The organism is Pseudomonas sp. MWU13-2862, from assembly GCF_023242495.1.
In the GTDB taxonomy this organism is placed as follows: Bacteria; Pseudomonadota; Gammaproteobacteria; order Pseudomonadales; family Pseudomonadaceae; genus Aquipseudomonas; species Aquipseudomonas gingeri_D.
On record NZ_JALMEZ010000002.1, the window covers coordinates 492,187 to 506,868 of the forward strand.

11 protein-coding genes are annotated in these 14,682 nt (G+C 60.2%); 6 read left to right on the forward strand and 5 right to left on the reverse strand.

All coding sequences use genetic code 11. The features are described from left to right. Window positions 1–16 precede the first annotated feature (16 nt). Window positions 17–1,510, forward strand: coding sequence for an MFS transporter (locus tag M5C56_RS05645; RefSeq protein ID WP_103499819.1), 1,494 nt, complete (start codon window positions 17–19; stop codon window positions 1,508–1,510). On the opposite strand, the gene M5C56_RS05650 is transcribed toward M5C56_RS05645, so the two are convergent. Together M5C56_RS05650 and M5C56_RS05655 are read right to left on the reverse strand one after the other, a co-directional pair. After that, on the reverse strand, window positions 1,507–2,955 hold the full coding sequence (locus M5C56_RS05650; RefSeq protein ID WP_247263025.1) for an APC family permease: 1,449 nt from the start codon (window positions 2,953–2,955) through the stop codon (window positions 1,507–1,509). The genes M5C56_RS05645 and M5C56_RS05650 overlap by 4 nt on opposite strands. Before the next feature lie 224 nt (window positions 2,956–3,179). After that, entirely contained in the window at window positions 3,180–4,148 is a 969-nt protein-coding gene (locus M5C56_RS05655) for a helix-turn-helix domain-containing protein (RefSeq protein ID WP_103498907.1), read from the reverse strand. Window positions 4,149–4,350: 202 nt separating this feature from the next. Here M5C56_RS05655 and M5C56_RS05660 point away from each other — a divergent pair, with 202 nt between their 5' ends. The 4 genes from M5C56_RS05660 to M5C56_RS05675 all read left to right on the forward strand — a co-directional run bounded on the left by M5C56_RS05660 (window position 4,351) and on the right by M5C56_RS05675 (window position 8,199). Continuing rightward, window positions 4,351–5,727, forward strand: a complete 1,377-nt coding sequence (locus M5C56_RS05660) for an aspartate aminotransferase family protein (protein WP_103498908.1) — start codon at window positions 4,351–4,353, stop codon at window positions 5,725–5,727. A gap of 27 nt (window positions 5,728–5,754) precedes the next feature. Further along, window positions 5,755–7,209, forward strand: a complete 1,455-nt coding sequence (locus tag M5C56_RS05665) for an aldehyde dehydrogenase family protein (RefSeq protein WP_103498909.1) — start codon at window positions 5,755–5,757, stop codon at window positions 7,207–7,209. 99 nt (window positions 7,210–7,308) lie between these two features. Next, the gene (locus M5C56_RS05670; RefSeq protein WP_103498910.1) at window positions 7,309–7,872 is read left to right on the forward strand and encodes a cytochrome b; all 564 of its coding nucleotides are present in this window, start codon (window positions 7,309–7,311) and stop codon (window positions 7,870–7,872) included. 12 nt (window positions 7,873–7,884) lie between these two features. Next, on the forward strand, window positions 7,885–8,199 hold the full coding sequence (locus tag M5C56_RS05675) for a hypothetical protein (protein WP_247263024.1): 315 nt from the start codon (window positions 7,885–7,887) through the stop codon (window positions 8,197–8,199). A 170-nt stretch (window positions 8,200–8,369) separates the two neighbouring features. Here the strand turns inward: M5C56_RS05675 and cydB are convergent, their stop codons facing one another. The 3 genes from cydB to M5C56_RS05690 form a co-directional block, all read right to left on the reverse strand. Next, on the reverse strand, window positions 8,370–9,386 hold the full coding sequence (gene cydB, locus M5C56_RS05680) for a cytochrome d ubiquinol oxidase subunit II (protein WP_103498911.1): 1,017 nt from the start codon (window positions 9,384–9,386) through the stop codon (window positions 8,370–8,372). A 15-nt stretch (window positions 9,387–9,401) separates the two neighbouring features. Further along, window positions 9,402–10,823 carry a cytochrome ubiquinol oxidase subunit I gene (locus M5C56_RS05685; protein WP_247263023.1) on the reverse strand — a complete coding sequence of 474 codons (1,422 nt, stop codon included), beginning with the start codon at window positions 10,821–10,823 and terminating at the stop codon, window positions 9,402–9,404. Between the two features lie 93 nt (window positions 10,824–10,916). Further along, window positions 10,917–13,241 carry an FdhF/YdeP family oxidoreductase gene (locus M5C56_RS05690; protein WP_103498905.1) on the reverse strand — a complete coding sequence of 775 codons (2,325 nt, stop codon included), beginning with the start codon at window positions 13,239–13,241 and terminating at the stop codon, window positions 10,917–10,919. A gap of 414 nt (window positions 13,242–13,655) precedes the next feature. Here M5C56_RS05690 and moaA point away from each other — a divergent pair, with 414 nt between their 5' ends. Beyond that, window positions 13,656–14,654: a GTP 3',8-cyclase MoaA gene (gene moaA / locus M5C56_RS05695; protein WP_103498904.1), complete on the forward strand. Its 999-nt coding sequence runs from the start codon at window positions 13,656–13,658 to the stop codon at window positions 14,652–14,654. Window positions 14,655–14,682: the final 28 nt, after the last annotated feature.

Sequence of the window (14,682 nt, forward strand, 5' to 3'; positions counted from 1 at the left end):
TCATTGAGCACCCGTCATGATTTCTCCACGCCGCTGGCTGATCCTGGCGATTATTTCCAGCGCACTGCTGCTCATCGTCATTGACATGACCGTGCTGTACACCGCCCTGCCCACACTGACCCGTGAGCTCGATGCCTCGGCCTCGCAAAAGCTCTGGATCATCAATATCTATGCATTGATCGCTGCCGGGCTACTGCTGGGCATGGGCACACTCGGTGACCGTCTAGGGCACAAACGCTTGTTTATCGTCGGGCTGGGCGTGTTTGGCCTGTTCTCGCTGATCGCCGCCTTCTCGCCATCAGCGAGCGTATTGATCGGTGCCCGCGGCTTTCTGGCCGTCGGCGCGGCGATGATGATGCCGGCCACGCTGGCCATCGTCCGGTTGACGTTTACCGACCCGCGCGAACAGGCCATGGCCTTCGGCATCTGGGCATCAGTGGCCTCTGGAGGCGCCGCATTCGGCCCGGTGGTCGGCGGCCTGTTGCTGGACCATTTCTGGTGGGGCTCGGTGTTTTTGATCAACGTGCCCATTGTGCTGGTGGCATTGGTCCTCGGCGCGCTGTTGATCCCGAATCATCCTGGGGATACCCGAAAGCGCTGGGACTGGCTGGGTTCGCTGCTGGTCATGATCGGCTTGATCAGCCTGGCGTATGCGATCAAGGAGTTCGGCAAACGGGTGCCCTCCTTCGACGCCATGCTGGTGGCGGTCGTCCTGGGTACACTATTCCTGACGCTGTTCATTCGACGCCAACGCCGTGCCACACAGCCAATGCTCGACCTGGCCCTGTTCACAACGCCAGGCTTCAGAAATGCCGTCATTTCAGCGGTCGTGTCGGCCGCTGCGCTGATCGGCATGGAGCTGGTGTTCAGCCAACGCCTGCAACTGGTACTCGGCATGTCGCCACTGGAGGCGGCATTATTCATCCTCCCTCTCCCACTGGGTTCCTTCGTCGCCGGGCCGCTGGCCGGTTACTACCTGCCGCGCCTGGGGAACCAGCGGATGCTGTTCTGGACGTTGCTCCTCTCGTCAGTGGCGATGCTGGCCTACCTGTTGCTGTACAACGCCGCGGTTTCCCTGCAAATCACCAGCCTTGCGCTGCTGGGCCTGACGATTGGTGCGGCATTGACCGCTTCGTCCAGCACTATCATGCTCAGCGTGCCCACCGATAAAGCCGGCATGGCCGCCTCCATCGAGGAAGTGTCCTTTGAACTGGGCGGGGCGATGGGAGTGACCCTGGCGGGCAGCCTGTTCTCGGCGATTTATGCCTATTCGGCGAGCCTGATGATTCCGTCGTGGCTGACCCGAAACCCCGCGGCATTCGAGAGTCTTGACGATGCGCTGGTGGTCGCCGAGACGCTGTCACCCGAGGGTAACGCGATGCTGACCACACTCGCGCGTTCGGCGTTTGACGCAGGCTTTGTCGCGGTACTGGCAGCATCGGCAGCCCTGCTGTTGATCGCAGCGCTGCTGGTCAAGCTGAGTAAGCAAGCACCGTCGGCCACGCCTTAAAGCTTGTGGCTGCCCAACGCCAGGAACCGCTGCGGCGCCGCCTTGCGCAACCTCGACGCGAGAAACACACCCCCCAGCAGGGCCAGTGGAATAATGGCGCAGAGGCCGTAGGACAAGGCCACGCTTGCCCCTGTCAGCACATCGAAATGCACCACCGCGAGGACCAGCACCGCCAACAAGGCAAGGCAGGAGAAACCGGGAAACACCTGCCCACGCCAGACCCCGACCTTGAGCGCGGGGCGGCTTCGGAAGAACACCAACACGGCTGCCGAGGTGAGCGCCATCAGCAAAATCACGCAAAGGGTGGCCAGGTTGGACAACCAGGCAAACAGTTGCAGGATCGGATCGGCATCCAGCGCCGCGAACACCAGCACCACCACGGCCGAAATCAGGCTCTGCAATGCCGAGCCCATATGCGGGCTCTGGTGCACCCGATGGGTGGTGCCCAACAGGCTGTGCAACAAGCCGTCACGGCCGATGGCATAGAAGTAACGCGCCGCGGCGTTGTGAAACGCCAACAGCCCGGCATAGATACTGACCATGAACAACACGCGAATGATCTGGGTCAGATGAGGCCCGACAAAGTGGTCAGACATGCCGTAGATAAACGTGGTCGGGTCCTGCAAGGCCTGCAGTATCGGCACGATTTTGTCCGCCCCCGCCCCCACCACCATCGACCACACCGACAGCGCGTAGAAACCACCGATCAGCAACACCGAGCAGTAGGTGGCAATCGGAATGGTACGTTGAGGATTTTTGGCTTCTTCACCGTAAATGGTGGTGGCCTCGAAGCCGATGAAGGCGGCGAAGCAGAACAGCAAGCCGATTGACGGTGTGCCGCTGAACACATGGCTGCGGTCGAAGGCTTCAAGGTTGATGCCACTGTCTCCACCGGACTTGAGGATGGCGAAGTCCAGGATCAGGATCGCCAGGTATTCGGCAATCACCATCACCGACAGCACCCGCGCCGACAGGTCAATCTTGCGATAGCCCAGGATCGCAATGCTCGCCATCGCCATCAACGAGTAGGACCACCAGGGCAGCACCAGGCCGAACACACTTGCCATGGTGCCACTGACCACACCGCCGAACATGCCATACAGCCCGACCTGCAGGATGTTATAGGCAAACATCGCCAGCACCCCGGCGGCGCCACCGGCCAGGCCGCCCAACCCTCGGGCAGTGAACGCATAGAAACCGCCGGCGTTAGTCAGGTGACGGGACATGGTGGTGTAACCCACCGAGAACGCCAGCAGCACCAGCAAGGCCAGGATCAGCAGTGCTGGGGTGCCGGCGCCGTTGCCCAGCATGATGCCGATCGGAAAGCCTCCGGCGATCACACTTAACGGGCTCGCCGCCGATACCACGAAGAAGATGATAAAGCCCACACCCAGGGCGCCACGCTTGAGCTCCGTGGAGCTGTTGACCGGGTTAGATACACTCATGTTGTTGACCTTATTGTATGAGGCAGTCGCGGTAGGATCGGTGCAGCCGGCTGATCACCGTCACCGAATAGCTTGTCGTTCTTGTTCTACGCTGGCATTGATCCTATGCCTGCCCAGCAACGCCCCGGTATCCCAAATCGGTAACGCAAGCACCCACGGCGAAACACTGCGCATCCTGAGCAGACGACGCAGGCAATTTCAGGTGTATCCAAATCCCTTCGTGTTCAGGCAGGCAAGCAACCGGTGATGGCAGCGCGAGCGGTATGGGACGGCAACTCCGCGAACAGCTCCTGATACTCCGCCGCAAAATGGCTCAGGTGATAGAAGCCCCACTGGGCGGCGGCATCACCGATCGAGAGATCGGCGGCGCGGGTAGACATCAGGGTTCGGCGTACACCGTTGAGCCGCACAGAGCGCAAGTAATTGAGCGGCGTCGTCTCGGCGACCGAACGGAAGCTGTTCTGCACCGTGCGCCGACTCACCTGGAGTCGCTGGCACAACTCGATCACGCTGGGCACGTTGATCATTTCCGCGGTCGTCAGGCGGTGGCATTTTTCGACAATGAAACTGCGCGTGGAGCTGGGGCTGCGCTGGTGCTTGTCACAGGCCGGGTCGGTCATCAGTTGCAACAACTCATCGAGCATGGCCTGCTCCAGCGCCCGCTCATGATCTCGCGTGCCGTCGGGATCTTCATGCACCAGGGCCTGGGAGAACAACGCCAGCAATCGGCGCCGCGCCTGTGCGAAACGCTGAGGAGAAAACCTGATCACCGGCTGGCGCAGCAACTGGTTGAGTTCCTTTGACGACGCCGTTTGCTCCAGCGCCTGTTCAAACAGTTCACGCTCAAAGGTAATGGACAGCAGCTCCATGCCCATCGGCATATGGAACATGAACTCTTCGCCACCGTGAAGAAAGAACAGGCTGCTGTCATCCGCCTCGCGCCCTTGCATCCGAATCGAACCGGGGACGTTGATCGGCACTGCAAAGCACATCTTGCCTCGAGGGGCCACGCCGTTCTGCACGACACGCTGGTTGATCCTCTCGAGAAACAAGTGGCAACCCGCCGTCGTCAGTTGCGTGAGCGAACTCTCGGCAGAGCCGGCGGTCAGCTGGCTGTAGTCCTGGCTCCACTGTTGGACAGTGGCCGCATGGACATGGATATCTCGAAAGTGGCTGATCGTCTGGTTTTTCATTGGGTCACAAGCCTCTACCAATATTCTTGTTTTTAGATCGCCGTCCCGCTTGATACTCGCACATAGCACAAGTCCTGCAAATTGTTTGTGGAATCGACCATGGGTTCGCGTGTACGTACCCATGTGCCGATTCGGGCTACCAGCCTGGAACTCGCCCCGGAGATGATCGAGACACCTGAATCGACCCTCCAGAGAGACCGTCATGAGTGAAGCCAAACTTGAATCCCTGCACTTCGCGGACGCCCCGCAGATTATCTCCAGCGTAATGCCCGGCCCCAAGACCTGCGAGGCGCTGGCGCTGTCGGCGCGTACCGAGTCGATGGCACGCGGTGGCGGACGTATGCCGGTGGCCATGGACCGCGCCTTCGGTGCGACCTTCAAGGACCCGGACGGCAACACCTACATCGACCTGTCCGCCGGCGTAGGCGTCAGCAGCGTAGGCCGCTGCCACCCCAAGGTGGTGCAGGCGATCCGCGAACAATCCGAAGTGCTGATGCATGCCCTGGAAATCAACAGCACCCGGCGCACCGAACTGGCCGCCAAGCTTTCCGAGATCGCGCCCGAGGGTTTGCGTGGCGACTGCATCACCTTCTTCACGCAAAGCGGCAGCGATGCGCTAGAGGCCGCCATCAAGTTCGCCAAACGCATCACCGGGCGGCACCAGATCATCGCCTTCCATGGTGGCTACCATGGCGTGTGGAACGCCTCGGGTTCCCTGACGACAGGCACGGCCTACCGCAAGGGCTACGGTGCCCAGATGGGCGGCGTCATTCACGCCCCCTACCCGTATGCCTATCGTTTCCCCTTCGACACCACCCACAAAAGCGCCGAGCAGATCGCCGGCGAGTACGTGGACTATCTGCTGAACACCCCCTATACCGCCGCCGACGATGTGGCCGCCGTGATCGTGGAGCCGGTACAAGGCGAAGGTGGCTACGTGCCGCCCTCACCGGAATTCCTGCAACTCTTGCGCCAGGCCTGCGACCGCAGCGGCACGCTGCTGATCGTCGATGAAGTGCAGTCCGGCGCGGGACGTACCGGCAAGATGTGGGCCGTCGAACATTCCGGCGTGAAGCCCGACATGCTCACCTTCGGCAAAGGCATCGGCAGCGACCTGCCGATGGCCGGCCTGATCATGCGCTCGGACCTGGCGGCGCAGATTCCCGACGGATCAATGCCCAACACCTTCGCCGCCAACTCGTTGTCGGCGGCGGTGGCGCTGACCAACATCAGCATCCTGCAGGATCCGGAGCTCGACCTGCTCAACCGCGCTCACGCGCTGGGACTGGAGGCACAGGAGCATATTCGTGGCTTCAACAGCCCATTCGTCGGTGAAGTGCGCGGGCGCGGCCTGATGATCGGTATCGAACTGATCGAAGACCCGGTCAGCAAGGCGCCCCTGTCGGGCGAAAAGATCGGCCAACTCATGGGCTACCTGCTCAACCACGGCGTACTGATGATTCCCTGTGGCCGCTACAGCAACGTGATGCGCGTAATGCCCTCGCTGACCATCTCTCGCGAGCTGTTCTTCAAGGCACTGGACATCTTCGGCGACGCCCTGGCCTCCCTCGAGGCGTGATCTTGCACACTACTTATGGAGCGCAAAATGACTGAGCACTTGAATCACTTCATCGCAGGCGCGTCCTTCGCAGGCGCCGACAGCCGTCGCATCGACCTGGTCAATCCCGTGACGGAACAGGTGTACGCCAGCTCCGCGCGCGGCACGGCCGAGGACGTGGACCGTGCCGTGGCGGCCGCGCGCAGCCAGCTCGAGGGCGGTGCGTGGAGCCAACTCGACGGGGCCCAACGTGGCCGACTGCTGTCGAAACTCGCTGACCTGGTTGAACGCGACACCGAACGGCTGGCCGACCTGGATGCCAACGCCATCGGCCGCTCCCCCATCGAACCACGCCGGATGGACCTGCCCAACGCGATCGCCAATCTTCGCGCCGCCGCCGGCTGGGCCAACCAGCTGGAAGGTCGCACCATTCCCACCGGTGGCTACTTTGGCACCAAGACTCTTTCGTACACGGTACGGGAGCCGGTGGGCGTGGTCGGCGCGATCGTCCCCTGGAACTCGCCACTGATGATCACCGTCTGGAAGCTTGCCGCTCTGCTGGCAGCAGGCTGCACCGTAGTCATCAAGCCTTCGGAAGAGACGCCGCAGTCCGCCCTGCACCTGGCGGCGCTGGCTCAGGAAGCGGGATTCCCCGACGGCGTGATCAACGTGGTCACTGGCTACGGCAACGAGGTGGGTCGCGCCTTGTGCGAACACCCACACGTCGCCAAGATCAGCTTCACCGGCAGCCCCGAGGCCGGGCGCGAGATCCAGCGCACCGCCGGTGTGCTGTTCAAGCGCGTGGCATTGGAGCTGGGTGGTAAAAGCCCGCAGATCGTGTTCGACGATGCCTCCTTTGAAGACGCCTTGCGCGGCTGTGCGCTCGGCTTGTTCGCCAACCAGGGCCAGGTCTGTGCCGCCGGCTCGCGCATCCTGGTGCACCGCAGTATCGCCGATCGCTTCGGAGCAGCGCTGGCTGAAGCCGCGCAGGCGGTGAACGTGGGCGACCCTCGCCAGCCCGGCGTACAGATGGGCCCGGTGGCCAAGAAAGCGCAGTTCGATCGTGTCAACCGTTACATCCAGCAGGGCATCGACCAAGGTGCAACTCTATTGGCCGGCGGCGTATCGACGCCCCAGCGGGGCTGGTTTGTCCGCCCGACGATCTTTGCCAACGCCAACAACGACATGGCGATCGCCCGGGACGAGATCTTCGGGCCCGTCGGCACGCTGATCACGTTCGATAGCGAAGAAGAAGCTATCGCACTGGCCAACGATTCCACCTACGGCCTCGCGGCCACGGTCTGGACCGCTGACCTGGTACGCGCGCACCGCGTCGCCGCCGCTGTGAAGGCCGGGGCCGTGGGTATCAACTGCTGGAGCCCGCTGGACGCCAATCTGCCCTGGGGCGGCGTCAAGACCAGCGGTATCGGACGTGAAGGTGGGTTCAGCGGCGCGCAGGCCTACACCGAGGAGAAAGTCATCACCGTGCTGCTGCCCAGCTGAAAATAATCCCTGTCCAGACGAACCACCCCACAAGCTTTGTACAGTAGAGGGTGGACGTTCAAAAGTGCTTGATGCCTTTGATAATCAATGGAGAGACTAATGAACCCGATAGACCAACAGACAACCGATCGGTATCCGACCTCCCTGCGCCTGTTGCACTGGGTGCGCGCCGTGCTCGTCCTGGGCCTCCTCTGGGCAGGCTGGCACATGACCGGTCTGAATGATGAGGTGGCGAGCAAATACGAGCTCTATTACCCCTGGCACAAGTCCTTCGGGGTATTGACGTTTCTGGTTATCCTGACTCAGCTCGCCGTGCGTTTGCGCACTCCCAGGTTGCCGCAGCCGCTGGAAACGCTGGAGGGGTATGAAAGGTTCCTGTCACGACTGACACAGCGCCTCATGTATGTGCTGCTGGTGATCGTGCCGTTGATGGGTTACTCCATGTCGAGCACATACACGATGAGCGACGGGGTGTTCTTTTTTGGGGTCAACCTGCCGGAGCTCCTGGCGAAAAACGACGATTGGTTCGTCGTCTTCCAATGGCTGCACAAAGTACTCGCCTATACCCTGCTCGGGCTGATCCTGTTCCATATCGCCGGCGCCCTCAAGCACCGGTTCTACGACCAGGATCCTCGACGCGACGTCCTGCGCCGCATGCTGTGAATTGATGAGGCGTTGGCGCGAGACGTCAACGCCTTCGATCAGTTCCAGCGCACGTTGAAGCGTTCGATCGAGTCGCTTTCTTCCAGCGCCACCGCGATTTTACGCCCTGAACCGCGCGGCATCGGCAAAAGCGTCGGTCCCATGGAAAATCTCTCCGTTCACGACTTTGCCAAGGAAGTCGCCGCCGTCGTCGAGCATGAAAAATCCGGGCCTGTGGTCGTCGTGCTGAAAAAAACCGGTCATGCCATGGCTCCCGAACAACCACAAGCCATGGCGAATGCAATTGCTACCTTTGCCAACAAGACCTATGGCCTGAAAGCCAAATAACCCATGTCCACTCAGGCGCGGCGTCGTTCAAGACCCGCGCCTGCCCCTCCTTAATGACCGTCCGGCACGAGCTTTTCCAAGTCGACCGGTAACGGTCTACCTACCAAAGCACCTGCCGATACCAAAGGGTGGCTTCGTTTTGTGCAGCCGACACTTCAGTGTTTTCGCTATCAATGGTAGCCATCGCCTATCCTCACTTTTCCTCGGAACACGTAATAGCTCCAGCAGGTGTACATCAAGATGATCGGCAGGATGAACAACGTGCCGATCAAGATGAACAACTGGCTTGTAGGGGGCGAAGCCGCCTCCCACAGGCTGATGGACGGTGGAACGATGTTCGGCCAGATACTGAACGCCAATCCGATATAACCCAGGAACACCAGCGCCAGGGTGCACACAAAGGGCCAATGGGAATGATACTGGCGTAACGCGCGCAGCAACCCGAACAGCGCCAGCACACCCAGGACCAACAACCCGCCAAACACCACGATGTGCGCGTGGGTAAACCAGCGTGTCGCAATCTCGGGATGCAGCCATGGCGTCCATACGCAGAGCACCGCGACGACTGCCGTCAGCACAAACGCCAGCGGCCGGGTGTAGTGGCGCATACGTGACTCCAGCATGCCTTCGGTCTTGACCAGCAACCAGGTACTGCCGAGCAACGCATAAGCGACAATCAAACCAACCCCACAGAACAACGGGAACGGTGCCAGCCAATCCAGGGTGCCACCGGCAAACTGCCGATTGACGACCGCAATACCTGCGATGTACGCGCCGATCACGATGCCTTGGCAAAACGTCGCCAGCAGTGAGCCGCCGATAAAGGCCAGGTCCCAGATATGACGCTTTTCAGGACTGGCCTTGAAGCGGAACTCAAACGCCACGCCGCGGAAGATCAACCCGGCCAGCATGAACATCAGCGGCAGGTACAACGCCTCCAGAATCACCGAGTAAGCCAGTGGAAACGCACCGTAAAGCGCTGCCCCACCGAGGATCAGCCAGGTTTCATTACCATCCCATACTGGCGCGACGGTGTTCATCATCACATCGCGCTCCTGCGCATCGGGGATCAGCGGAAACAGGATGCCCACCCCCAGGTCGAACCCGTCCATGATCACGTACATCATCACCCCGAAGGCAATGATGACGCCCCAGATCAACGACAAATCGATGCCTTGAATACCCATGTTCAATCCCCTTGCTCAGTTGACGTGATCGCTGGACGCAAGCGTCTCGGCGACGGCGGACAGGGGGCGGCGTGGCGTACGCTCCTGGCCAGGACCACCTTGCGGCGGATGATCGTGATGCGGCTGAGGCCCCTTGCGTACCAGTTTCATCATGTAACCGATGCCCACCGCGAACACCGAGAAGTAGATCAACACAAACAACGCCAGCGAAATGCTCAGTTGCGTGACGGTGTGATTGGACGCGGCATCGGCCGTGCGCAACAGCCCGTAGACCACCCACGGCTGACGACCGACTTCGGTGGTGATCCAGCCCGCCAGCATCGCGATCAGACCGGTCGGCCCCATAAACAGCACCAGGCGCAGGAACATCCGATTGCGGTACAGCGCGCCATTGCGGCGTAACGCAAGACCCAGCACCCCCGTAAGGATCATCAACATGCCCAGCCCGGCCATGACCCGGAAGCTGAAGAAAATGATCGTCGCGTTGGGACGGTCCTCCTTGGGGAAGCTCTTGAGCGCAGGGATCTGTTTATCCAGGCTGTGGGTCAGGATCAGACTGCCCAGGTAAGGGATTTCGATGGCATAGCGGGTCTTCTCGGCCCCCATGTCCGGGATGCCAAACAGCACCAGCGGCGTCGGCTCGTTACCGACGTTTTCCCAATGCCCTTCCATGGCGGCTATTTTCGCGGGTTGATGTTCCAGGGTATTCAGACCATGGGCGTCACCGACCACCGCCTGGATCGGCGACACGATCAACGCCATCCACAACGCCATCGAGAGCATCTTGCGGATGTGTGGCGTGTCGTTTTTACGCAGCAGATGCCAGGCCGCCGATGACCCGACAAAGAATGCCGTGGCCACAAACGCGGCGATGGCCATGTGTGCCAGGCGAAACGGGAACGACGGGTTGAAGACGATGGCCAGCCAGTCCATCGGCATGATCCGCCCATCGACGATCGAGAAGCCCTGTGGCGTCTGCATCCAGCTGTTGGACGCCAGGATCCAGAAAGTCGAGATCAACGTACCGAGGGCGACCATCACCGTGGCAAAGAAGTGCAGCCCTCGTCCTACACGGTTCCAGCCGAACAACATGACCCCGAGAAAGCCTGCTTCAAGGAAAAATGCCGTCAACACCTCATACGTGAGCAACGGCCCGGTGATACTCCCGGCGAAGTCGGAGAAACGGCTCCAGTTGGTACCGAACTCGTAGGCCATGACCAACCCGGAGACCACGCCCATGCCGAAGTTGACGGCAAAAATCTTTGACCAGAAGTGATACAGGTCCTTGTACACCGCGTTGTTGCTTCTCAGCCACAGGCCTTCGAGCACCGCCAGGAAACTGGCCAGCCCAATGGTGATAGCGGGAAATATGATGTGAAACGAGACCGTAAACGCGAATTGAATGCGCGCCAGGTCCAGCGCCCCCGGATTTAACATGACGATACCCTCAGAGTGTTTCGCGACTCGCAGCGAACTGATGCCCGATGATCAGGAAAAATCGGGGCGACGCTCACGCCGCCCCGGCCCGGTTCAAGCGCCAGAGGACTGGATCAGGTTGCTGACCGCTGCTGGCTCAAGGCGAATCGCGATGAACTTCGAGGTCGGCGTAAAGGTGCGGTCGCCGTAGCTTTCCAGCGGCACCAGTGGGTTGGTTTCCGGGTAATAGGCTGCGGCCTGGCCCGGTGGAATGTCGTAGGCGATCAAGGTAAAACCGCTGACTCTGCGCTCACGCCCATCGCCCCAGAGCGAGATCATGTCGACCTTTTGCCCCGGCTCGTAACCAAGTTTGCGAATGTCCTGCTCATTGACGAACACCACGTCGCGCATGCCGTAGACGCCGCGATAACGGTCATCAAGCCCGTACAACGTGGTGTTGTACTGATCGTGGGAGCGCATGGTTTGCAGGATCAGGTCCGGTTTCACGGCCAGGCTGCGCACACCTTCGCTGACCAGGTGTGCCGGCAACACGCTCGGGGCAAATTGCGCTTTTCCGGTGGTGGTTTTCCAGATGCGCTGGGCGGCGTCGTTGCCCAGGTGAAAGCCGCCGGGGTGCAGCAGTTTTTTATTGAAGTCCTTGAAGCCGGGAATGGTGTCGGCAATCAGGTCACGGATGCGACTGTAATCGGCAACCGCCCACAGCCAGTCGATCGGGTGTTTGCCCAGTGTCGCGTTGGCGATCCCGGCAATGATCGCCGGTTCCGAACGCATCAACGGCGATTTGGGTTTCAGTTGGCCGTGGGAAATGTGCACCATGCTGAAGGTGTCTTCCACCGTCACACCTTGTGGCCCTTGCGCCTGCATATCGATGTCGGTACGCCCCAGGCACGGCAAAATCAGGGCCTCACGACCGGTGACCAAATGGCTGCGATTGAGCTTGGTGGCGATATGGACGGTCAGGTCGCAGTTGCGCAGGGCGTCGTGGGTGCGCGGGCTGTCGGGCGTCGCTTGGGCGAAGTTGCCGCCCAGGCCGATGAACACTTTCGAACGCCCCTCCTCCATCGCCGCAATCGCCATCACCGTGTTGTGGCCGTGGCGACGCGGAACCTTGAAGTCAAAGCGTGCTTCCAGTGCGTTAATCAACTCCGGCGGGGCCAGTTCGTTGATGCCCATGGTGCGGTCGCCCTGTACGTTGCTATGCCCGCGCACCGGTGACAGCCCTGCCCCCGGCCGGCCGATATTGCCGCGCAACAACTGCACGTTGATGATTTCCTGCACGGTCACGACCGAGTGAGTGTGCTGGGTCACGCCCATCGCCCAACACATGATGACCCGCTTGGCACGACGGTACATGCGCGCGGCGAGTTCGATATCTTCCAGCGTCAGGCCGGACTGTTCAACGATGTGCTCCCACGACGTGGCATCAAGCTCCGCCAGATAAGCGTCCAGGCCCGAGGTGTGCTCGGCGATAAACGCACGGTCGAACACTGCCTCGCCATGGTTCAGCAGCGCTTCACGCTCCCACTGCAAGAGAAACTTGGCAATGCCACGGAACGCGGCCATGTCGCCGCCCAGTGCAGGACGAAAGTAGGCGGACGAGGTCGGCTCAGAGCCATTGGTGAGCATTTCCAGCGGATGCTGCGGGTGCTGAAAGCGCTCCAGGCCACGCTCTTTCAGCGGGTTGAAACAGATCACCTGTGCGCCCCGCTTCACCGCTTCGCGCAGTGGCTCAAGCATCCTCGGGTGGTTGGTGCCAGGGTTCTGGCCGATGACGAAAATCGCGTCGGCTTCTTCCAGGTCATCGAACGTCACCGTGCCTTTACCGACGCCAACGCTGTCGTCCATGCCCAGGCCACTCGCTTCGTGGCACATGTTCGAGCAGTCGGGGAAGTTATTGGTACCGTAGGCGCGAACGAACAGCTGATAAAGATAAGCAGCCTCGTTGCTGGCCCGGCCCGAGGTGTAGAACTCGGCCTGGTCGGGCGAAGTCAGTGCGTTCAGGTGTTTGGCGATCAGGGCAAAGGCATCGTCCCAACTGGTTTCGACATAACGATCAGCCACAGCGTCATAGCGCATCGGATGAGTCAGGCGCCCTTGGTATTCAAGCCAATAGTCACTTTGCGCCGCAAGCGACGACACGCTGTATTTGTTGAAAAACGCCGGGTTGACCAGCCGCCCGGTGGCTTCCCAGTTAACTGCTTTGGCGCCGTTCTCGCAAAACTTGACCATGCCGTTTTCCGGCGACTCGCCCCAGGCACAACCCGGGCAATCGAAGCCGCCATTCTGGTTGGTCTTGAGCATCGCTCGAATATTCTTGAACGCGTTTTCACTGCCCAGCCAGTTCCTGGTGACCGCAATCAGCGCCCCCCAACCCGCGGCGGCTCCCTTGTACGGTTTATAACGTTCAACTTCGCTCATGGTATTTCTCCAAGACTTTGCACGCAGGCAGCGGCCTGACTTAAAGTCATTGTTAACGGCTGTTTTTATGCGCACATCCATGCGCACGTAGTTAACGCCCACAACGGATTTATTCACGCAGGGCCAACGAATGGGCCCAATTCGGGATGACGAATCCAGCCTATTCGGTGTGTGCCACACCTGTCTAATCACTCTTAATGACCGCCCCATCGAAACAATCTATCAAGATAAAAAACCTTAAAAATCAACACATTGAAAATTTAACACGCCCTTAAACAAGGCACATTTTCGCCCCATAGATTGGGTCGATCAGCCGGTTATTAATAGTGATTAGACGAGAACTAAAAACAACTTTAGCCTCCACTCAACAAGGCCCTCATATAACAGTGGACCTGCCCACTGCTGGAGGCTGTGATGACCGATCGTATATTGATGGACCGTTTCTCCCGCCCGGTCGACTATCTCAGAATGTCGGTTACCGATCGGTGCGACTTCCGTTGTGTTTATTGCATGGCCGAAGACATGGAGTTCTTGCCGCGCCAACGCATTCTGACGCTGGAAGAGCTCTATCAAATGGCGCAGAGCTTTGTGGCCCTGGGCACTCGAAAGATCCGCCTGACCGGTGGCGAGCCGTTGATTCGCCCAGGCGTGGTCGACCTGTGCAAGCGCATTGCGGCGCTGCCGGGTCTACGCGAGTTATGCATGACCACCAATGGTTCGCAGCTCGGCACGTTGGCGGCACCGCTGTTCGAGGCGGGGCTCAAGCGCCTGAATATCAGCCTCGACAGCCTTGACCCCGATCGCTTCCGCGAACTGACGCGCACCGGTGATCTGGCCAAGGTCATCGCGGGCATCGACGCGGCCAATGCCGCCGGCTTTCAACACACCAAACTCAATTGCGTCGTCATGAAAGGCCGCAACGATCACGAGATCAACGATCTCGTGGCATTCGCGATTGAACGCGGGTTGGACATTTCCTTCATCGAAGAAATGCCGCTGGGTGTCATCAGCGAGCACAGCCGTGCCGAAGCGTTCTATTCCAGTATGCAAGTACGTGAACGGATTGCCGAACGCTACACCCTCATCGACTCCGCGGAATCGACCCAGGGCCCTTCGCGCTATTGGCGCCTGGCAGAAGCGCCGCACATTCGCCTGGGATTCATCTCACCCCACAGCCATAACTTCTGCGGGACCTGCAATCGCGTTCGACTGACCGTCGAGGGCCGCCTCCTGCTATGCCTGGGCAATGAGCATTCGGTCGACTTGAAGGACGTACTGCGCCGCCACCCAGGCGAACCGCAGCGGCTGGAGCAGGCGATTACCGAAGCGATGAAAATCAAGCCGTACCGACACAACTTCGAACTCAATGACGAGGTGCAAGTGGTGCGTTTCATGAACATGACCGGCGGATAGCCTGCCCGGTTTCATTATTTTTCATAAG

Excerpts from the sequence above, each read along its gene's own strand:
- M5C56_RS05650 (WP_247263025.1), bottom strand. The coding sequence starts at position 2,955 with ATGAGTGTATCTAACCCGGTCAACAGCTCCACGGAGCTCAAGCGTGGC.
- M5C56_RS05655 (WP_103498907.1), bottom strand. The coding sequence starts at position 4,148 with ATGAAAAACCAGACGATCAGCCACTTTCGAGATATCCATGTCCATGCG.
- M5C56_RS05665 (WP_103498909.1), top strand. The coding sequence starts at position 5,755 with ATGACTGAGCACTTGAATCACTTCATCGCAGGCGCGTCCTTCGCAGGC.
- cydB (WP_103498911.1), bottom strand. The coding sequence starts at position 9,386 with ATGGGTATTCAAGGCATCGATTTGTCGTTGATCTGGGGCGTCATCATT.
- M5C56_RS05690 (WP_103498905.1), bottom strand. The coding sequence starts at position 13,241 with ATGAGCGAAGTTGAACGTTATAAACCGTACAAGGGAGCCGCCGCGGGT.
- M5C56_RS05685 (WP_247263023.1), bottom strand. The coding sequence starts at position 10,823 with ATGTTAAATCCGGGGGCGCTGGACCTGGCGCGCATTCAATTCGCGTTT.
- M5C56_RS05660 (WP_103498908.1), top strand. The coding sequence starts at position 4,351 with ATGAGTGAAGCCAAACTTGAATCCCTGCACTTCGCGGACGCCCCGCAG.
- M5C56_RS05670 (WP_103498910.1), top strand. The coding sequence starts at position 7,309 with ATGAACCCGATAGACCAACAGACAACCGATCGGTATCCGACCTCCCTG.
- moaA (WP_103498904.1), top strand. The coding sequence starts at position 13,656 with ATGACCGATCGTATATTGATGGACCGTTTCTCCCGCCCGGTCGACTAT.
- M5C56_RS05645 (WP_103499819.1), top strand. The coding sequence starts at position 17 with ATGATTTCTCCACGCCGCTGGCTGATCCTGGCGATTATTTCCAGCGCA.